This is a genomic window from Bradyrhizobium sp. ORS 86 (assembly GCF_045571475.1).
Taxonomy (GTDB): Bacteria; Pseudomonadota; Alphaproteobacteria; order Rhizobiales; family Xanthobacteraceae; genus Bradyrhizobium.
Genome location: NZ_CP120699.1, coordinates 4,459,319 through 4,479,086, shown reverse-complemented (window position 1 = coordinate 4,479,086; position 19,768 = coordinate 4,459,319). Strand labels below are relative to the sequence as shown.

Annotated in this window: 21 protein-coding genes; 18 read left to right on the top strand and 3 right to left on the bottom strand. The window is 63.8% G+C overall.

Features of this window, described 5'->3' with window-relative positions; translation table 11 throughout:
* Window positions 1–53 precede the first annotated feature (53 nt).
* The gene (locus tag P6U25_RS20940) at window positions 54–923 is read right to left on the bottom strand and encodes an SDR family oxidoreductase (RefSeq protein WP_407146648.1); all 870 of its coding nucleotides are present in this window, start codon (window positions 921–923) and stop codon (window positions 54–56) included.
* Window positions 924–1,011: 88 nt separating this feature from the next.
* Here P6U25_RS20940 and P6U25_RS20935 point away from each other — a divergent pair, with 88 nt between their 5' ends.
* From P6U25_RS20935 to P6U25_RS20920, 4 genes are all read left to right on the top strand, one after another.
* Complete coding sequence (locus P6U25_RS20935) at window positions 1,012–1,716, top strand: glutathione S-transferase family protein (protein ID WP_407146647.1); 705 nt, start codon at window positions 1,012–1,014, stop codon at window positions 1,714–1,716.
* A 102-nt stretch (window positions 1,717–1,818) separates the two neighbouring features.
* Window positions 1,819–3,144, top strand: a complete 1,326-nt coding sequence (locus tag P6U25_RS20930) for a dicarboxylate/amino acid:cation symporter (RefSeq protein ID WP_407146646.1) — start codon at window positions 1,819–1,821, stop codon at window positions 3,142–3,144.
* Window positions 3,145–3,403: 259 nt separating this feature from the next.
* The gene (locus P6U25_RS20925) at window positions 3,404–3,622 is read left to right on the top strand and encodes a DfrB family trimethoprim-resistant dihydrofolate reductase (protein ID WP_407146645.1); all 219 of its coding nucleotides are present in this window, start codon (window positions 3,404–3,406) and stop codon (window positions 3,620–3,622) included.
* A 141-nt stretch (window positions 3,623–3,763) separates the two neighbouring features.
* Window positions 3,764–4,405, top strand: a complete 642-nt coding sequence (locus P6U25_RS20920) for a glutathione S-transferase family protein (RefSeq protein WP_407146644.1) — start codon at window positions 3,764–3,766, stop codon at window positions 4,403–4,405.
* 85 nt (window positions 4,406–4,490) lie between these two features.
* On the opposite strand, the gene P6U25_RS20915 is transcribed toward P6U25_RS20920, so the two are convergent.
* Window positions 4,491–6,041 (bottom strand): winged helix-turn-helix domain-containing protein, encoded by a 1,551-nt coding sequence (locus P6U25_RS20915; protein ID WP_407146643.1) that lies wholly within the window; start codon window positions 6,039–6,041, stop codon window positions 4,491–4,493.
* A gap of 162 nt (window positions 6,042–6,203) precedes the next feature.
* Between P6U25_RS20915 and P6U25_RS20910 the strand changes: the two genes are divergently transcribed.
* The 10 genes from P6U25_RS20910 (at window position 6,204) to P6U25_RS20865 (ending at window position 15,191) form a co-directional block, all read left to right on the top strand.
* Window positions 6,204–7,247 carry an alpha/beta fold hydrolase gene (locus P6U25_RS20910; RefSeq protein WP_407146642.1) on the top strand — a complete coding sequence of 348 codons (1,044 nt, stop codon included), beginning with the start codon at window positions 6,204–6,206 and terminating at the stop codon, window positions 7,245–7,247.
* 21 nt (window positions 7,248–7,268) lie between these two features.
* Window positions 7,269–7,778, top strand: a complete 510-nt coding sequence (locus tag P6U25_RS20905; protein ID WP_407146641.1) for a cytochrome P460 family protein — start codon at window positions 7,269–7,271, stop codon at window positions 7,776–7,778.
* 100 nt (window positions 7,779–7,878) lie between these two features.
* Complete coding sequence (locus P6U25_RS20900; protein ID WP_407146640.1) at window positions 7,879–8,247, top strand: ArsC family reductase; 369 nt, start codon at window positions 7,879–7,881, stop codon at window positions 8,245–8,247.
* Window positions 8,248–8,634: 387 nt separating this feature from the next.
* A complete protein-coding gene (locus P6U25_RS20895; RefSeq protein WP_407146639.1) occupies window positions 8,635–9,390 on the top strand; it encodes an ABC transporter ATP-binding protein in 756 nt (251 codons plus the stop codon).
* On the top strand, window positions 9,383–10,126 hold the full coding sequence (locus P6U25_RS20890) for an ABC transporter ATP-binding protein (RefSeq protein ID WP_407146638.1): 744 nt from the start codon (window positions 9,383–9,385) through the stop codon (window positions 10,124–10,126). The genes P6U25_RS20895 and P6U25_RS20890 overlap by 8 nt, the downstream gene beginning before the upstream one ends.
* A 40-nt stretch (window positions 10,127–10,166) precedes the next feature.
* The gene (locus tag P6U25_RS20885; RefSeq protein WP_407146637.1) at window positions 10,167–11,396 is read left to right on the top strand and encodes an ABC transporter substrate-binding protein; all 1,230 of its coding nucleotides are present in this window, start codon (window positions 10,167–10,169) and stop codon (window positions 11,394–11,396) included.
* A 64-nt stretch (window positions 11,397–11,460) separates the two neighbouring features.
* Entirely contained in the window at window positions 11,461–12,324 is an 864-nt protein-coding gene (locus P6U25_RS20880; RefSeq protein WP_407146636.1) for a branched-chain amino acid ABC transporter permease, read from the top strand.
* A 1-nt stretch (window position 12,325) separates the two neighbouring features.
* Window positions 12,326–13,294 (top strand): branched-chain amino acid ABC transporter permease, encoded by a 969-nt coding sequence (locus P6U25_RS20875; protein ID WP_407146635.1) that lies wholly within the window; start codon window positions 12,326–12,328, stop codon window positions 13,292–13,294.
* Window positions 13,295–13,442: 148 nt separating this feature from the next.
* Window positions 13,443–14,087, top strand: a complete 645-nt coding sequence (locus P6U25_RS20870) for a DUF47 domain-containing protein (RefSeq protein WP_407146634.1) — start codon at window positions 13,443–13,445, stop codon at window positions 14,085–14,087.
* A gap of 99 nt (window positions 14,088–14,186) precedes the next feature.
* Entirely contained in the window at window positions 14,187–15,191 is a 1,005-nt protein-coding gene (locus P6U25_RS20865) for an inorganic phosphate transporter (protein ID WP_407146633.1), read from the top strand.
* Here the strand turns inward: P6U25_RS20865 and sugE are convergent, their stop codons facing one another.
* On the bottom strand, window positions 15,192–15,506 hold the full coding sequence (gene sugE, locus P6U25_RS20860) for a quaternary ammonium compound efflux SMR transporter SugE (RefSeq protein WP_407146632.1): 315 nt from the start codon (window positions 15,504–15,506) through the stop codon (window positions 15,192–15,194).
* A gap of 155 nt (window positions 15,507–15,661) precedes the next feature.
* On the opposite strand from sugE, the gene P6U25_RS20855 reads away from it, so the two are divergent.
* From P6U25_RS20855 to panB, 4 genes are all read left to right on the top strand, one after another.
* On the top strand, window positions 15,662–17,281 hold the full coding sequence (locus tag P6U25_RS20855) for a peptide chain release factor 3 (protein WP_407152567.1): 1,620 nt from the start codon (window positions 15,662–15,664) through the stop codon (window positions 17,279–17,281).
* A gap of 398 nt (window positions 17,282–17,679) precedes the next feature.
* Window positions 17,680–18,291 carry a hypothetical protein gene (locus P6U25_RS20850; RefSeq protein WP_407146631.1) on the top strand — a complete coding sequence of 204 codons (612 nt, stop codon included), beginning with the start codon at window positions 17,680–17,682 and terminating at the stop codon, window positions 18,289–18,291.
* A 66-nt stretch (window positions 18,292–18,357) separates the two neighbouring features.
* Window positions 18,358–18,942: an NnrU family protein gene (locus P6U25_RS20845; RefSeq protein WP_407146630.1), complete on the top strand. Its 585-nt coding sequence runs from the start codon at window positions 18,358–18,360 to the stop codon at window positions 18,940–18,942.
* 2 nt (window positions 18,943–18,944) lie between these two features.
* The gene (gene panB, locus P6U25_RS20840) at window positions 18,945–19,766 is read left to right on the top strand and encodes a 3-methyl-2-oxobutanoate hydroxymethyltransferase (protein ID WP_407146629.1); all 822 of its coding nucleotides are present in this window, start codon (window positions 18,945–18,947) and stop codon (window positions 19,764–19,766) included.
* The last annotated feature ends 2 nt before the right edge of the window (window positions 19,767–19,768 follow it).

Genomic DNA, 19,768 nt, shown 5'->3' with positions numbered 1-19,768 from the left:
CACGGTGTGCGTGGTCTGATCGCAAAAGTTCGCGGGCGCGGGGAAGGGCAGTGTTATTCGCTGTCCCTGAAATAATCTGGCTTGCCGGTGGTCCAGGTCTCGCCCCAATGCTGGCCGCCACCGTCGACGGTCAGTATCTCGCCGGTGATGAACTTGCCGGAGGGCCCGCCGAGATAGACGCTGGCTTCGGCGATGTCCCAGGGCGAGCCCGGGCGCAGCATCGGATTGGAGCGCGGATAGGCAGCGCGCGCCTGCTCGCTGTAGACGTTCCAGCCCTCGGTCTCGATCGCGCCGGGGGCGATGCAGTTGATGCGGACGTTCAGCGGCGCCCATTCGACCGCGAGCGCGCGCGACAGGCCGATCACGCCGGATCGCGCCGCGATCGTGTGCGCGATGCCGTAGAGGCCGTGGGTGGTGACCACGACGATGTTGACGATGCTGCCCGGATGCTTGCGGTCACGCCAGCGCTGCGCCGCCGCCTGCATCATGTACCAGGTGCCGTTGAGGTTGGTATTGATGACCGCGTTCCAGCCTTTGACCGAAAAGTCGATCGCGGCCTGCGGGAACTGGCCGCCGGCGCTGTTGACCAGGATATCCACGCGGCCATGCGCGGCCCAGATGGCATCAAACATCGCGTTGACGGCATCGGGTTCCCTGATGTCGGTGACATGCGCAGATGCTTTGAGACCGCGACGTCGCAGGGTGTCGACGAGCGCATCGAGCTTGTTACCATCGCGCCCGATCACGACGACATCAGCGCCGAGCCGCGCAAACAGCCAGGCGATGGCGCGGCCGATGCCGCCGGCACCGCCCGAGACGATCACCACCTGACCGGCGAGGGCATCGGATGCGAACACGGTCGGATGGATCGCCAGTTCGTCGTCGGAGAGGCCAAGCCGTTCCGGCTCCGCTTGGTCTGTCATGGTCGGTCCGGCCCTTGTGGCTTGCATCGAGGTCGTACATTAGCTAGCCAATTAAAGCGACGCAAAGACCATCAAAAAGATCATCAATATGGCTGATCTCTCCGCCTTTCCGATTACAAAACGCTGGCCCGCTCAGCATCCGGATCGCCTGCAACTCTATTCGTTGCCGACGCCGAATGGAGTCAAGGTCTCGATCATGCTCGAGGAGATCGGGCTGCCTTACGAGGTGCATCTCGTCGACTTCAACAAGGACGATCAGAAGACGCCGGAGTTTCTCTCGCTGAACCCGAACGGCAAGATCCCGGCGATCCTCGATCCCAGCGGCCCCGGCGGCAAGCCGCTGCCCTTGTTCGAATCCGGCGCTATTCTGCAATACCTGGCCGAGAAGACCGGCAAGCTGTTGCCGCAGGATGCGGCGCGCCGCTACCAGACCATGCAGTGGGTTCATTTCCAGATGGGCGGCATCGGGCCGATGTTCGGTCAGGTCGGTTTCTTCAACAAGTTCGCCGGCAAGGACTACGAGGACAAGCGGCCACTACAGCGCTACGTCGCGGAATCCAAGCGCCTGCTCGGCGTGATGGAGACGCACCTTGCCGGGCGACAGTGGTTCATGGACGACGAATACACCATCGCTGACATCTCGATGCTCGGCTGGGTTCGCAATCTGATCGGGTTCTATGATGCGCGCGCGCTTGTCGAGTTCGACCAGTTCAAAGACGTCGTCGCCTGGCTGGAGCGCGGCCTCGCGCGCCCCGCGGTGCAGCGTGGACTGAACATCCCGAAGCGGCCTTAAGGTCGGCGTGGTTGGGCGAGAGCGAGAAAACCCGTTGTCGGCCGTGCCGCGCTTCGCCATGATCGTTCCGCCCGTCCTTCCATTCGAGCCTCGAGCCCGCCCATGACCACAGACGCGATCCGGCCTGCCGTTCATCGTCATCAGCCCTGGTACAAGGTTCTTTACATCCAGGTGCTGATCGCGATCGCGCTCGGCATTCTGATCGGGCATTACAATCCCGGTCTCGGCAAGGCGCTGAAGCCGCTCGGCGACGGCTTCATCGCGCTGATCAAGATGATGATCGCGCCGGTGATCTTCTGCACCGTGGTGCACGGCATCTCCTCGATGGGAGACCTCAAGCGCGTCGGCCGGGTCGGCTTGAAGGCGTTGATCTATTTCGAGGTGGTCTCGACGGTGGCGCTGGCGGTCGGCCTTCTGGTCGGCAAGCTGCTCCAGCCCGGCAGCGGCTTCAACATCGATCCGGCCACGATCGATCCGAAGTCGGTTGCGACCTATGTCAGCAAGGCGAAGGAGGAGGGCATCGTCGCCCACCTGATGGCGATCATTCCGGACAGCTATTTCGGGGCGATCGCGCGCGGCGACCTGTTGCAGGTGCTGCTGATCTCGATCCTCTCCGGCTTCGCCATCGCCTTCATGGGCAAGGCCGGCGAGCCGATCGCGGCGGCGATCGACATGGCCGCCAAGGTGTTCTTCGGCATCATCCGCATCATCGTCCGCGTCGCGCCGATCGGCGCCTTCGGCGCCATGGCCTTCACGGTCGGCGCCTACGGCCTCGGTTCGCTGTGGAACCTGGCCGCGCTGATCGGCACCTTCTACCTCACGAGCCTGCTGTTCGTGCTGATCGTGCTCGGCGCCATCGCGCGGCTGTCCGGCTTCTCGATCCTCCGCTTCATCGCCTATATCAAGGACGAGCTCTTGATCGTGCTCGGCACCTCGTCGTCGGAAACCGTGCTGCCGCAGATGATCCAGAAGATGGAGCACCTCGGCGCCTCGCGCTCGGTGGTCGGCCTCGTCATCCCGACCGGCTACAGCTTCAACCTCGATGGCACCAACATCTACATGACGCTGGCGACGCTGTTCCTGGCGCAGGCCACCAACACGCATCTGACGATCTGGCAGGAGCTCGGCATCCTCGGCATCGCCATGATCACCTCGAAGGGCGCCTCGGGCGTCACCGGCGCGGGCTTCATCACGCTCGCGGCGACGCTGTCGATCGTGCCTGACATTCCGATCCAGTCGATCGCAATCCTGGTCGGCATCGACAAGTTCATGAGCGAGTGCCGCGCGCTCACCAACCTGGTCGGCAACGGCGTCGCCTGCGTCGTGATCAGCCTGTCCGAAGGCGAGCTCGACAAGGATGCGCTGCACGAGACCATGGCGCATCCGCTCGAGCTCGGCGAGGCGCTGGAGCCGGGCGGGTCAGGCTAGGGCAATACGAACCTATGGGGCCGTCGCAGGGCGCGCCGCCAAAATATCGAAAACAACCCCATGCAAAGTAGCCCGCGGCGGCCGGCGTTCGACCCAACAACTTGACACGTCGGGCAACTCAGGGCTATTTTTCTAATATTCCGAAATTGTGCAAGCGTCCGCTCGCCCAAGGCCGTCGACGGGGCAAAATCGACCAGTTGCGGACATAGGTGGGGCGGCCATAGTGTCTTCTTTTTAAGGCAATTCGGTCGGAGGCGAGATGGTCGATCAGTGGCCCCCAGATGCAAAGTTTCAAATGGGTGACTATGCCGCAAAGAAGGGGCGAGCATCATGGCGCGGTAGAATCGTTGGTTGGTATCGTACGGATTTGACCAAGCTCGGCTATGCGATCGAGAGCTACTTCGAGCCTGGCTCGGTGCAGATTTATCCAGAGACGGCGATCGACGCATGGAAGCCGCCGGTCTTGGAACGTGAGTGACCGATTCTCACCCTGCTGTGCACTTCGGAAGATTTGCTAATGGGCAAGGGCGCGGTGCTCTTCCTCGAGAAGGAGGGACGGTCGTGGGCGGATAGCAACCGTTAGATCCGATCCACTAGCCCAATCCAGGAACGCTCAACTATGCTCACCGTGTATGGCGAAGGTCGTGGCTTCCGTGTTGTTTGGCTGCTCGAGGAATTAGGACTGGCTTATCGGCTGCGCCCGGTCGACCTGCTCGCAGTTGAGAATGATCGCGATTTCCTCGCGATCAATCCCGCCGGCTTCATTCCTGTGCTGCAGGACGGCGAGACGATCATGGTCGAATCGATCGCGATTCTTGAGTACCTGCTCGCCCGCTACGGTAGAGGTTCGCTTGCCGTCGCCCCGGACGATCCCGCCTTCGCTTCTTATCTGCAATTTCTCCACTTGGGTGAGGCCGGGCTCGCCGGGCCGATGAACGCCGTCTTGGTCGGTCGCCAACTGGCACCCGAAGCCGAGCGAGGTGCCCGGGTTACCTGCTGGGCGCTCGAGACATTCGAGAGCCGGTTGGGGTTGGTTATCCGCCGTCTCGCGAATTGCTCCTATCTCGCCGGCGACCGCTTCACTGCTGCCGATATCTCGGTGAGCTACGCCCTCCTGCTCGGCATGCGAACCGGCAACTACGTCCCGGGTCCGACCGAGCGGGACTATCTCGCCCGCACGACGTCACGCCCTGCCTATGTCCGAGCGATGGAAAGCTGCCAGGCCACCAAGGCTTGGGCGGCGAGATCACCGGGATTGTAGGGCTCGCTTCGTCGGAGCGGCGAAGCGCTTCGTTGAGTCGTTGCGAAAAGCTCGTCATGGGATTTATCGCGTCCTCAGAGCGGCGTCAGTCCGGGACGCCGGCCGCCTTCAGGGTCTCGCGATAGGTCCTGGACATCGATTGCACCGGGAACGGAATCCGCGACAGGAAGCCGGAGATTGTGAACGCCGGATCGACCTTGAGCAATTCGCGCGCGGTCTGCATCGCGCGCTCACGATCGCCGGTCTTCACCAGCGCCACGATCAGGACGCGCAGCGCCACCGCAAATCGCCGGTTCTGCGCCAACGCCTTCTCCGCCCAATTCGCCGCTTCGGCAAAGTTCTCGTCGAGCACCGCGCAGATCGCGAGTGCGCCGGAGGCGAACCAGCCGCGCGGGTCGCGCGGGTTCAGCCGCTGCGCCCGTTCGATCATGGCGCGGCCCGCCGCCTGGTTGCCGCGCATCGCCTCGATCCAGCCGCCGAGCACCAGCGCCATCGCCGAGTTCGGATTGATCGCAAGCGAGCGCTCGAACAAGTCGCGCGCGGGTTCGATCTCGTCGGCCATGTTCCAGATCGCGAAGGCCGCCATCCACAACACTTGTGCGTCATTGGGCGCGCGCTCGACGGCACGCCAGGCCATCGTCACCGCGCGCTCCCGATACGCATCGTCAGGCGTCAGCCAGCCCTGGAAATGCCGCAGCGCCTGGCAATAGGCGGACGCGGCCATCGCTGGCGCGTAAGCGGGATCGAGCGCAAGCGCCCGGTCGAGGCAATCGAGCGCGGCGGTGATGCTCTCGGGCGTAAACTCGTAGCGCAGGCTGTAGGCGCGCAGCAGCAGGTCGTAGGCGTCGAGCTTGTCGGGCGGCGCGGCGCGCCGCCGCTCGGCTTCCGCGACATGCAAGGTCGGCTCGATCGCGCCGACCACGCTCTCGGTGATACGGTCCTGTAAGTCGAACACGTCATTCACCGCGCCGTCGAAGCGGTCCGCCCACAGATGCGCGCCGGAGACGGCGTCGATCAATTGCCCGGTGATGCGCAGGCGGTCGCCGCCGCGGCGGACGCTGCCCTCGAGCACATAGCCGACCCCGAGGTCGCGGCCGACCTCGCGGATGTCGACCGCCTTGCCCTTGTAGGTGAAGGCGGAGTTGCGCGCGATCACCGTCAGTCCACTGCAGCGGGCGAGCGCGGTGGTGATGTCCTCGGCGATGCCGTCAGCGAAATAGTCCTGCTCGGGATCACCGCTCATATTGGTGAAGGGAAGCACGGCGATTGCGGGGCCCTCGCTCGGGCGTGGACCGGCGTCTTCCGCCGTGGCGGGCTCGGGGGCGGCATCTTCCCGGACCTCGCCGACGAACCGGAGACCCTTGCGGGGCAGGGTGCGGATCAGGCGCTGCTCGTCGCCATTGTCGCCGATTGCGGTCCGTGCGGCGTTGACCCGGCTTCCCAGCGTGGCTTCCGAGACGATCCGCCCGTGCCACACCGCCGCGAGCACCTCGTCGCGGCTGACCACGCGGTCGCGGGCGCGAATGAGGAATTCGAGGAGGTCGAAGACCTGTGGCTCGACGGCGACCAGCGCGTCGCCGCGGCGCAACTCCCGGCGGCCCGGGTCGAGGGTGAAGTTGTTGAAGTGATAGAGCAAATTCGAAAGTCCGGAGCCGGAGCCTGTACAGGTGGCGGAACCTAGCACAGGCCGGCGGGAGCCAAAATCAAGACGGTCTGAAGGGCAAATCCACGGCGTCTCAAAGCAGACCGGTGAGGGGTCTGGCATGGTCCTCAGCGACACAAGACGCAGGAGATCGCCATGTCGCAATCCATCGATCAGCAACGCCGTAACTTCCTTGGCATCGCCGGCGGGGCGCTCGCGGCGGCGGGCTTCGGCATCATCGCACCGGCGCGTGCGCAGTCGAAGGCCACGGCGCTGCCTGCAATCAAGCCGGGCGCCCGTAGCTCGATTGGTCCGGTGAAGCAGATCAACGCCGGCGTACTCAACGTTGGCTATGTCGAGACGGGGCCGGGCTCCGGTCCCGCCGTCATTCTGCTGCACGGTTGGCCCTACGATATGCACAGCTATGCCGACGTCGCGCCGGCGCTGGCGGAAGCGGGGTACCGCGTGATCGTGCCCCATATGCGCGGCTACGGCACGACCCGCTTTCTGTCGACGGACACCATGCGCAGCGGCCAGCCGGTCGCGGTCGCCGCCGACATCATCGCGCTGATGGATGCGTTGAAGATCGAGAAGGCCGTGCTCGGCGGCTACGATTGGGGCGCGCGCACCGCCAACATCATGGCGGTGCTGTGGCCCGAGCGCTGCAAGGCGATGGTCTCTGTCAGCGGCTACCTGATCGGCAGCCAGCAGGCCGGCAAGGTGCCGCTGCCGCCGAAGGCCGAGCTGCAATGGTGGTACCAGTTCTATTTCGCGACCGAGCGCGGCCGCGAAGGCTACGCCAAGAACCGGCACGATTTCGCCAAGCTGATCTGGCAGCTCGCCTCGCCGAAGTGGCAGTTCGACGACGCCACCTATGATCGCAGCGCGGCGGCATTCGAGAACCCCGACCACGTGGATATCGTGATCCACAATTACCGCTGGCGGCTTGGGCTCGCGGAGGGCGAGGCGAAGTACGACGCCTACGAGAAGACGCTGGCCCAGGCGCCTGTCATCGCGATCCCGACCATCACGATGGAAGGTGATGCCAATGGCGCGCCGCATCCGGAGCCTGCCGCCTATGCCAAGAAGTTCTCCGGTCACTATGAGCACCGGCTGATCACCGGAGGCATCGGTCACAATCTGCCGCAGGAAGCGCCGCAGGCGTTTGCCCAGGCCATCATCGACGTCAGCAGGACGTGAAGCGAGCGCGGACAACGGATCGTGAGACAGGTTCTGAAATGGGCAGCCGCCGCGATCGCGGCGGCCTGCATCACGGCGTCATTGCCCTTTGCCGTCGGCCATGCCGACGATGCGGCGCCGGCTTCGCCGATCTTCGGCGTGAAAATTCCAGCCGGCTATCGCGACTGGAAGCTGATCGCGGTGGGAGAAGAGACCGGGCTCGACGAGCTGCGCAGCGTACTTGGCAACGCGACGGCTGCGAAGGCCTATCAGGATGGCACGTCGCCGTTTCCCGATGGCACCGTGCTGGTCAAGCTGGCCTGGAAGCGCAAGCCCGTCGCCGGCCTCGATGGCGCCTTCATCACGGGGCCGGCGACCACCGTCCAGGTCATGGTCAAGGATTCCATCAAGTATGCCGCAACCGGCGGCTGGGGCTTTGGCCGGTTCATCGACGGCAAGCCGGTCGATGCCGCGCAGCACGAGACCTGCTTCGCCTGCCACGAGGCGCACGCCCGGGATCACGACTTCGTCTTCACGCATTATGCGCGCTGAGGCGCGGCCAATATCGATGTGGAGACAGACCCGGCGCGGTCTGGCGCTGCGATTGCTGCGGCGATAATTTCCCCGCCGCAATCGCATGGGGGGAACGGCATTGACCATCACCATCTACGGCATCAAGAACTGCGACACCATGAAGAAGGCGCGCGCCTGGCTCGATGATCACGGCGTGGCTTACGACTTTCACGACTACAAGACCGCCGGAATCGGCAAGGACAAGCTCAAGCAGTGGAGTGACGAGGTCGGCTGGGAGACGCTGCTCAATCGCGCCGGGACCACCTTCAAGAAGCTGCCTGACGACGACAAGGAAGGTTTGAACGAGCGCAAGGCGCTCGCGTTGATGGCGGAGCAGCCGTCGATGATCAAGCGGCCGGTGCTCGACCTCGGGTCAAAGCGCGTGGTCGGCTTCAAGCCGGATCTCTATGCCAAGGAAGTGCCGGCGAAGGCGCGCAAGAAGGGTTAGCTGGATCGGCGCATTCGAATTGCATCGGCTAGCCAAACGCGATCGCATCGCCGAGCCGCGGCAACGACGGACCAGGTCGGGATCGATGATGGCGCGGGGCCGGGTCATGAAAAGCGCCGAAGCGCAGCGAAATACCGTTAGCGGCTGCCGTCCGATGCGCAAACTGCGATCGAATGCCATTCGACTAAGGACGAACCGGAACCGGGTGTTCGCGATGCCGCAGTGCACAGCTTTCCACCTTGCGTAACCGACACGGATGACGGCATATTCCGGCCGGAGGCGGCGGGCTTCGGACGGTTCCAAGACGTATCGGACAACCCGTCGGACATCAAAAAACTGGCCACGCAGGCGAGAGGCCTCGCAGCGATGGCGTATGGGGGATTCTATTTGGCCGATGAGTTCATTCTCGAAACCAGCGGATTGACCAAGGAATTCGCGGGTTTCTTCGCCGTTCGCGACGTCGCGTTGAAGGTGCGTCGCGGTCACATTCATGCGTTGATCGGGCCCAACGGCGCCGGCAAGACGACCTGTTTCAATCTCTTGACCAAATTCCTGAAGCCTTCGGCGGGCGAGATCCGCTACAAGGGGCAGGATATCACCGCGATGCCGCCGGCCGATGTGGCGCGGCTCGGATTGGTCCGGTCGTTCCAGATCTCGGCGGTGTTCCCCCATCTGACCGCGCTGGAGAACGTCCGCGTGGCCTTGCAGCGCCAGCACGGCGCGTCGTTCGATTTCTGGCGCTCCAAGACCGTGCTCGACCGCTTCAATCCGCGCGCCCATGAGCTGTTGAACGACGTCGGCTTGAGCGAGTTCGCCAACACGCCGGCGGTCGAGATGCCCTATGGCCGCAAGCGCGCACTTGAAATTGCGACGACGCTCGCGCTCGACCCGGAGATGATGCTGCTGGACGAGCCGATGGCCGGCATGGGCCATGAGGACATCGACAAGATCGCGGCGCTGATCAAGCGGATTTCCGCCAAATACACCATCCTGATGGTCGAGCATAACCTCTCGGTCGTCGCCAACCTCTCCGACGTCATCACCGTGCTGACGCGCGGGCAGGTGTTGGCGGAGGGCAACTACGCCGAGCTCTCCAAGGACGAGCGTGTGAAGGAAGCTTATCTGGGAGCGGGTCATGGCTGAGGCGAAACTGGCGGAAGCTCCCGCGACGGCGGCCAGCGCCGACGTGCTGTCGGTCAAGGATCTGCAGGCCTGGTACGGCGAGTCCCACATCCTGCACGGCATCAATTTTAACGTGAAGGCCGGCGAGGTCGTGACACTGCTCGGCCGCAACGGTGCGGGCAAGACCACGACGCTGAAATCGGTGATGGGCGTCATCGGCAAGCGTTCCGGCTCGATCCGGTTCAACAATAAGGAGATCATTCGCGCTACGTCCGACAGGATCGCGCGGATGGGAATTGCGTTTTGTCCGGAGGAGCGCGGCATCTTCTCGAGCCTCGACGTGCGCGAGAACCTGCTGTTGCCGCCGGTGGTGCAGAGCGGGGGCCTCTCGCTCGACCAGATCTTCACGCTGTTTCCCAACCTGAAGGAGCGTCTCACCAGCCAGGGCACCAAGCTTTCCGGCGGCGAGCAGCAGATGCTGGCGATCGCGCGCATCCTGCGCACCGGCGCACGCTTCCTGATGCTGGACGAGCCGACCGAAGGCTTGGCGCCGGTCATCATCCAGCAGATCGGCCACACCATTTCGCGCCTGAAATCCGAGGGATTCACCATCCTTCTGGTCGAGCAGAATTTCCGCTTCGCCTCGACCGTTGCCGACCGCTACTACATCGTCGAGCACGGCAAGGTGATCGACGGGTTCTCGAATTCGGAGCTGTCGTCCAACATGGACAAGCTCCATACCTATCTTGGCGTCTGAGATCGCCTGAACCAGAAAATTTAAAACGAGGGAATACCAGATGAGACATACGATTTCGGCGCTTCTGCTCGGCACCGCGATGGTGCTCAGCGCCGCGAGCGTCGCCTCCGCCCAGGACAAGATGGACAAGACGGTCAAGATCGGTGCGTTGTCCGATCAGTCCGGCCTTTATGCCGACCTCGCAGGTCCCGGTTCGACGCTGGCGGCGCAAATGGCGATCGAGGACTCCGGCCTGAAGGCCAAGGGCTGGACCATCGATCTCATCTCCGGCGATCACCAGAACAAGCCCGACATTGGCACCACCATCGCCCGGCAGTGGTTCGACGTCGACAAGGTCGATGCGATCGTCGACGTGCCGAATTCCGGCGTCGCGCTCGCGGTCAACAACGTCGTGAAGGAAAAGAACGGCGTCTACATCAACTCGGGTGCAGCGACCTCTGATCTGACCAACGCGCAGTGCTCGCCGAACACAGTGCACTGGACCTACGACACCTACATGCTCGCCCACGCCACCGGCCAGGCGCTGGTGAAGGCGGGCGGAGACACCTGGTTCTTCCTGACCGCGGACTATGCGTTCGGCGCCGCGCTGGAACGCGATACCACCGCCGTCGTCCTTGCCAATGGCGGCAAGGTGGTCGGCGGCGTCAAGCATCCGCTCAACACCGCGGACTTCTCCTCCTTCCTGCTGCAGGCGCAGGCCTCCAAGGCCAAGATCATCGGCCTTGCCAACGCGGGAGGCGACACCACCAACTCGATCAAGCAGGCGGCTGAGTTCGGCATCGTCAAGGGCGGCCAGAAGCTCGCCGCGCTCTTGTTGTTCCTCACCGACGTCAAGGCGATCGGGCTCGAGACCGCGCAGGGCCTCAACTTCACCGAGACGTTCTACTGGGACATGAACGACCAGACCCGTGCCTTCTCCAAGCGGTTTTCGGAGCGGATGAAGAACAGCGCTCCCCCGACCATGGTGCAGGCCGGCGTCTATGCAGGCTTGATGCATTACTTCAAGGCGCTGGAGGCGCTGGGCGGCAATCCGCATGACGGCGTCAAGGTGGTCGAGAAGATGAAGTCGATCCCGACCGACGATCCGCTGTTCGGCAAAGGCGAGATCCAGCCCAACGGCCGTGTCACCCACAACGCTTACCTGTTCGAGGTGAAGAAGCCGTCGGAGTCGAAGGGCCCGTGGGATTTCTACAAGCTGGTCGGCACCGTGCCGGGCGACCAGGCGTTCACCCCGCTCGACAAGAGCACCTGCCCATTGCTGAAGAAGTAATGATCACGCCCGCCGGGCACGGCGTGACCGGCGGGCCTTGTCTACCCAAGCGAAAGCTCATTCGATGCAGGCTCTATACGCACAGCTCCTGGTGGGACTGATCAACGGCTCGTTCTACGCGCTGCTCAGTCTGGGGCTTGCCGTGATCTTCGGCATGCTCAACATCATCAATTTCGCGCACGGCGCGCTCTATATGATGGGCGCCTTCGTGGCGTATTTCCTGCTCAATCTGGGTGGCATCAATTATTGGTGGGCGCTGATCATCGCACCGATCGTCGTCGGCATCTTCGGCATGATCCTCGAGCGCACCATGCTGCAATGGCTGACCGGGCTCGATCATCTCTACGGGCTGCTGCTGACCTTCGGCATCGCGCTGATCGTGCAGGGCGTGTTCCAGAACTATTTCGGCTCCTCCGGTCTGCCTTATTCGATCCCGGATCAGCTCAGGGGCGGCATGAATCTCGGCTTCATGTTCCTGCCGATCTATCGCGGCTGGGTCGTCGTGTTCTCGCTGGTGGTGTGCCTTGCGACTTGGTTCCTGATCGAGAAGACGCAGCTTGGCGCCTACCTGCGCGCCGCCACTGAGAACCCGACGCTGGTGCGCGCCTTCGGCATCAACGTGCCACGGATGATCACGCTGACCTACGGGCTCGGCGTCGGCCTGGCGGCGCTCGCCGGCGTGCTGTCGGCACCGATCAACCAGGTCCGGCCGCTGATGGGCGCCGATCTGATCATCGTGGTGTTCGCGGTGGTCGTGATCGGCGGCATGGGCTCGATCATGGGATCGATCATCACCGGCTTTGCGCTCGGTGTGATCGAGGGACTGACCAAGTATTTTTATCCCGAGGCCTCCAACACCGTGGTGTTTGTCCTGATGGTGCTGGTGTTGCTGGTGAAACCAACGGGACTGACGGGACGGGCGGCCTGATATGTCAGCATTGACCGATGATACGATTCCGGTGACGCCGCGCGCGATGCGCGACGAGATGACTGTGTTCGCCGCGATGGCGGTGCTGCTGGCGGTCGTGCCGTGGACGGGAATCTATCCCTTCTTCGTCATGCAGGCGCTGTGCTTCGCGCTGCTCGCTTGCGCCTTCAACCTCTTGATCGGCTATGGCGGCTTGCTGTCGTTCGGCCACGCGATGTTTCTCGGCACCGCGGGCTATGTGTCGGCGCATGCGCTGAAGGTGTGGGGGCTGCCGCCCGAGCTCGGCATCGTGGTCGGCACGGCTGCCGCCGCCTTGCTCGCTCTTGTCACCGGCTATGTCTCGATTCGCCGGCAGGGCATCTATTTCGCGATGATCACGCTGGCGTTGTCGCAGCTCATCTACTTCATCTATCTACAGGCGCCGTTCACCCACGGCGAGGACGGCATCCAGGGCATTCCGCAGGGCCATCTGTTCGGGATCTTCGACCTCTCCAAGCCGACGGTGCTCTATTACGTCGTGCTGGTGGGATTCCTCGCCGGCTTCCTCCTGATCTACCGCACCATCAACTCGCCGTTCGGCGAGGTGCTCAAATCGATCCGCGAGAACGAGCCGCGCGCGATTTCGCTCGGCTACAAGACCGACCAGTACAAGCTGCTCGCCTTCATCCTGTCGGGCACGCTGGCGGGCTTCGCCGGCTCGCTGAAGGTGTTTGTGGCGCAGAACGCCTCGCTCACCGACGTGCACTGGTCGATGTCCGGTGAGATCGTGCTGATGACGCTGGTCGGCGGTCTCGGCACGATTTTCGGACCTGTGGTCGGCGCCTTCGTGATCATTGCCATGCAGCAATATCTCGCTGGCTTCGGCCAGTGGGTGACCGTCATCCAGGGCGTGATCTTCGTCGCCTGCGTGCTGCTGTTCCGGCGCGGCCTCGTCGGGGAGCTCGCCCATTACCTGCGGCGGTCGCTGTAGGGCAGCGGGGCAGGGACTTTCTGAACCGACAAAGTGGTGGATGACCGCCCATCCGGGCGGCCGAGGCCGGGCGCTTGTCCCGCGAAGTGTTCTATGACAGTTCTGTGACGGCTTCCCGACGGCTGCCCCGGAACGATGGAACGGACATATGTTACGCTGGTTTCGCAGCTTCCTGCCCAAGGAAGAGCGGTTTTTCGACCTGTTCGCCCGCCATGCCCAGACCTCCGTGCAGTGCGCATTGGCGCTGCAGGACATGCTGAAGGGCGGGGACGAGACGCCCGTCTTCTGCCAGCGTGTCAATCAATTCGAGAACGATGCGGACAACATCACCCGCGAAGTCCTCACCGCGGTCCGCCGCACCTTCATCACCCCGTTCGACCGCGGCGACATCAAGAACCTGATCACGTCGATGGATGATGCCGTCGACCAGATGCAGCAGACCGCGAAGGCGGTCGTGCTGTTCGAGGTGCGATCGTTCGAACCGCCGATGCGCGAGATCGGCGGCCTGATCATCGAATGCGCCAACCTAGTCGGCCGCGCGCTGCCGCTCTTGCAGTCGATCGGCCAGAACGTCGTGATGCTGACCCAGATCACCGAGGAGTTGACCAAGCTCGAAGGCCGGGTCGACGACCTGCACGACATCGGACTGAAGGAATTGTTCCTGAAGCATCGCAATGCCAACACGATGGACTTCATCGTCGGCGCGGAGATCTACGATCACCTCGAGAAGGTGGCCGACCGCTTCGACGACGTCGCCAACGAGATCAACTCGATCGTGATCGAGCAGGTCTGAGCATGATCCGGAAACGTGTGCAGCGGTTTTCCCTGCGACAAACGCGAGGCGTTTGCGCGGAGATCATGCTCAAACAAGTGAAATAGGGCAGGGCATCACGTGGACGCCACGCTGGGTCTTCCCGTTCTCGTCATCCTGATCGCGGTGGCGCTGCTGTTCGATTTCCTGAACGGCTTGCACGATGCCGCCAATTCGATCGCGACCATCGTCTCGACGCGCGTGCTGCGGCCGCAATATGCGGTGTTCTGGGCGGCCTTCTTCAACTTCGTCGCCTTCATGGTGTTCGGCCTGCACGTCGCCAACACCATCGGCACCGGGATCATCGAGCCATCGGTGGTCGATGCGACCGTGATCTTCGCCGCCCTGGTCGGCGCGATCGTCTGGAACCTGATCACCTGGGCGCTCGGCATTCCCTCGTCGAGCTCGCACGCGCTGATCGGCGGGCTGGTCGGCGCGGGCATGGCGAAGGCGGGGATTTCGGCGGCGGTGTGGAGCGGGCTCTCGAAGACGCTGCTTGCGATCGTGCTGTCGCCGCTGGTCGGCTTCCTGCTGGCGCTGGTGCTGGTCGCGATTGTCTCCTGGCTGTCGGTGCGCTCGACACCGTTCGCCGTCGATCGCGCCTTTCGCATCCTGCAATTCGCCTCAGCCTCGCTCTATTCGCTCGGCCATGGCGGCAACGACGCGCAGAAGACCATGGGGATCATCGCTGTGCTGCTTTATTCGCAAGGGCATACCGGCGAGACGTTCCACATCCCTTTCTGGGTGGTGCTGGCCTGCCAGAGCGCGATGGCGCTGGGCACCCTGATGGGCGGCTGGCGGATCGTCCGCACCATGGGACTGCGGATCACCAAGCTGACACCGATGCAGGGCTTCTGCGCCGAAACCGGCGGTGCCGCGACCCTGTTCATGGCAACCTTTCTCGGGGTTCCGGTCTCGACCACGCACACCATCACCGGCGCCATCGTCGGCGTCGGGGCGGCACGGCGGCTGTCCGCGGTGCGCTGGAACGTGGCGAGCTCGATCGTCTATGCCTGGGTGATCACAATTCCCGCATCCGCGGCGGTTGCCGCGCTGAGCTATTGGGCGGTGCTGATCCTCAAGTGATCATCCGACCAGCTTCAGCCCGATAATGCCCGCGACGATCAATGCGATGCTGGCAAGCCGCATCGCAGTCGCCGGCTCGCCGAGCAGGATGATGCCGAGCGCCGCGGTTCCGACGGCACCGATCCCGGTCCAGACCGCATAGGCGGTTCCGATCGGCAGTGTCTTGAGCGCGACGCCCAGCAGGATGATGCTGCCGGCCATGGCCGCCAGCGTGAGCGCCGACGGCACGAGCCGCGAAAAACCCTCAGTGTATTTCAGCCCGATGGCCCAGCCGATCTCGAGGAGACCCGCGGTGAACAGAATGGCCCACGCCATAACGAACCCTCCGGATATGGCAGGGTCGTCCCCGCTAATGGTCTCATGAGGTGAAGGTCGTCCTTCCCGTACCTATATGGGAGGATGCGACCATTCCGCATTGCGACAAATCGCCCTTGATCGTGTCCGTTTTCCCTGCCAAACGCTCCCCCGCTATGTCCGATATCTCAGTCACAGCCGAATCGCCGTTCCGTTCGTCGCTTTCCGAGGAGGTGGCGCGGCGACGCACCTTTGCGATCATCTCGCACCCGGACGCCGGCAAGACCACGCTGACCGAAAAGCTGCTGCTGTTCGGCGGCGCGATCAACCTTGCGGGGCAGGTCAAGGCCAAGGGCGAGCGGCGCAACACCCGCTCGGACTGGATGAAGATCGAGCGCGAGCGCGGCATCTCGGTCGTCACCTCGGTGATGACGTTCGAGTTCAACGATCTCGTGTTCAATCTCCTCGATACGCCGGGCCACGAGGACTTTTCGGAAGACACTTATCGGACGCTGACCGCGGTCGATTCCGCTGTCATGGTAATCGACGCGGCCAAGGGCATCGAAGCGCGCACGCGAAAACTGTTCGAGGTTTGCCGCCTGCGCGACATTCCGATCATCACCTTCATCAACAAGATGGACCGCGAGAGCCGCGACACCTTCGAGCTTTTGGACGAGATCGAGAAGACGCTGGCGCTCGACACCACGCCGATGACCTGGCCGGTCGGCCGCGGCCGCGACTTCCTCGGCACCTACGACGTCGTCAATGGCGGCGTGCGGCTGCTCGAAGGCGGCGGCGCCAAGACCGGTCAGGCCGAGCAGATCGACATCGCCGATCTCGGCGCCCGCAATCCCAGTCTCGACGTCGCCGGGGTCAAGGACGAGCTCGAACTGGTATCGGAAGCCTGCAAACCGTTCGAGCTCGACGCGTTTCGCGAGGGGCACCTGACGCCGGTCTATTTCGGCAGCGCGCTGCGCAATTTCGGCGTCGGCGACTTGCTGGAAGGGCTCGGCAAGTTCGCGCCGGCGCCGCGTGCGCAGGATTCAGATTTGCGCAAGGTCGAGGCCTCCGAGCCGCGCATGAGCGCCTTCGTGTTCAAGATCCAGGCCAACATGGATCCGAACCATCGCGACCGCATCGCGTTCGCGCGATTGTGCTCGGGCAAGCTCAGCCGCGGCATGAAGGCGAAGCTGGTGCGCACCGGCAAGAACATGAGCCTGTCGAGCCCGCAATTCTTCTTCGCTCAGGACCGTTCGGTGGCGGACGAGGCGTTCGCCGGCGACGTCGTCGGCATTCCCAATCACGGCACGCTGCGGATCGGCGACACCCTGACTGAGGGTGAGGAGCTGACTTTCGTCGGCGTGCCGAGCTTCGCGCCGGAAATCGTCCGCCGTGTCCGCCTGACGGATGCGATGAAGGCGAAGAAGCTGAAGGAAGCCCTGCAGCAGATGTCGGAAGAGGGCGTCGTCCAGGTGTTCCGTCCGCGCGACGGCGCGCCGGCGCTGGTCGGCGTGGTTGGCCCGCTGCAGCTCGACGTGCTCAAGGCGCGGCTCGATGCTGAATACTCGCTGCCGGTGGAGTTCGAGGTCAGCGAGTTCTCGCTGGCGCGCTGGATCTCCTCCGATGATCGCAAGAAGCTCGAGGCCTTCATCGCCGCCAACAATTCCGGCATCGCCGACGACGTCGACGGCGATCCCGTGTTCATGGCCAAGAACGAGTTCTATCTCGGCTATACCCGCGAGCGCGCCGAGGGCATCACCTTCTCCAACGTCAAGGACGTGAAGAAGAAAGCGTAGTGCCGCTAACCATTCGGTGTCGTCCCCCGCGAAGGCGGGGGACCCAGTACGCCGCGGCTTTCCGTAATTTGCAAACGCCTCTGGATACTGGATCGCCCGGTCAAGCCGGGCGATGACGGTGGAGGCTGGGGCGGCGGCTTCTCATGCAAGCGCGAGGATGATGTGAAGAAGGCGTAACGCCAACCATTCGGTGTCGTCCCCCGCGAAGGCGGGGGACCCAGTACGCCGCGGCGTCTCCGCAATTCACAACCGCCTCTGGAATACTGGATCGCCCGGTCGAGCCGGGCGATGACGGTGGAATTTGTGGCGCCACAAGCGCGCGGAATTGAACGCGTTGCCGCTTGATGCGATCCGGTTGCGGTACCATTTTCTCCGGAGCGCATTCAGGGTTCGCTCGCATGCTCCGTCGCGTTGCCATCGTCGTTGCCCTTGCAGTGCTGGCCATCGGCCTTGCCGCCACCGCCGGCGCGCGGCCACGGCATCAGAGCAACCCGATTCCATTCGCGCATGAGCCGTGCAGCGTGCTCGACAACAGGCCCTGCACCCCGTCCTATTGCAGCGTGTTCAATCGCGGGCCCTGTCTGCCCGAGATGGATTATCCGTATGGTGAAAATCTGCAGCTCACGGTCCTGACCGTGCCGCCGCAGGACCAGGCCGACAGGTATCGCAAGCCCGATCATGACCTCAATACCATCGGTGACCTCTTTGCCGCGCTGCGTGCCTGCTGGTCGCCGCCGCCAGCCGATAGCGCGCGCGAGGGCATGCAAATGTCGGTGCGGTTCAGCTTCAAGCGGTCCGGCGAAATGATCGGCGCGCCGCGGATGACATTCGCCACCTCAGGCGTGCCGGCCGATACCCGCTCCACCTATCTGAACGCGATCAACGCCTCGCTCGATGCCTGCCTGCCGCTGAAGTTCACCGGCGGGCTCGGCGGGGCCCTGGCCGGCCGCCCGATCATGATCCGCTACGTCGACAATCGCGAACTCGCCAAGCCGGCCGGGAATCCGTGAAGCTGCGACATTGCGCACCGCCCGGCGAAGGTGATACGCGAAGGCATCAATCAGGGGAGGAACGTCGTGGGACTGCTCGTCATGATCCTCGGTCTCGTGCTGTTTCCCGGCGTCCACTTGCTCACGACGCGGCGCGAACTGCGCGCGAGCATCGTGAAAGCGATGGGTGAGGGAGCCTACAAGATTGTCTATTCGCTGGTCTCCATCGCAGGGCTCGCGCTGATCATCTGGGGATTTGGCCATTACCGAGCCGCCGGAATGATCCCGGTCTGGACGCCGCCGACCGCATTCAAGCACATCACGGTGGCGCTGATGCTGCCGGCCGTCATCCTGGTGGTGGCTTCATATATCCGCGGCCGCATCTACACCACGCTGAAGCATCCGATGCTTGCGGGCGTGAAGCTGTGGGCGTTCGCGCATCTGCTCGCCAACGGCGATCTCGGCTCGATCATCCTGTTTGGCTCGTTTCTCGGCTGGGCGGTCTATGACCGCATCTCGCTGAAGTACCGCACGGATGCTGGCGCGCCGCCGATCCCGGTGGGCGGGACAACCAACGACCTGATCGCGATCGCGGTCGGTGTCATCGCTTATTTGGCGCTGGCGTTTGCGTTCCATCCGGTCGTGATCGGCGTGCCTGTGATGGGAGCCTGACGATGTCTGTTCAATCCGCCATCAAGCGCAAGACCGCGCCCGACCTTCGCGCCCGCAAGAACGGCGAGCCGATCGTGATGCTGACCTCGTACCACGCGCACACGGCGGCGCTGGTCGACAAGCACTGCGATGCCATCCTGGTCGGCGATTCCCTCGGCAACGTCATGCACGGCTTCGAGACCACCGTTCCCGTCACGCTCGACATGATGATCCTGCAGGGCCGTGCGGTGATGCGCGGCTCGCAGCAGGCGCTCGTCGTCGTCGACATGCCGTTCGGCTCCTACGAGGGCTCGAAGGAGCAGGCGTTCCAGTCGGCGGTGCGGATCATGAAGGAAACGCTGTGCGGCGCCGTCAAGCTCGAGGGCGGCGCGCGGATGGCGGAGACGGTGGCGTTCCTGTCGGAGCGCGGCATTCCCGTCATGGGCCATATCGGCCTGACGCCGCAGTCGATCAACACGCTGGGCTCGTTCCGCGCGCAGGGCCGCGAGGAGGCGAACTGGGCGCCGATCGAAAACGACGCCAGGGCGATCGCGGAGGCCGGCGCGTTCTCGATCGTGGTCGAGGCGGTGGCCGAGCCCCTGGCGCGCAAGATCACGCAGTCGATCGCGGTGCCGACCATCGGCATCGGTGCCAGCGCGGCCTGCGACGGCCAGGTGCTGGTGCTGGAGGACATGCTCGGCCTGTCGCCGCGCGCACCGAAATTCGTGCGCCGCTACGGCAATCTGGGACCTGCGATCGAGGAGGCGATTGCGGGCTATGCGCGGGACGTGAAGAGCCGCGCCTTCCCGGGGCCCGAGCACGTCTACGACATGAAGAAAACCTGACG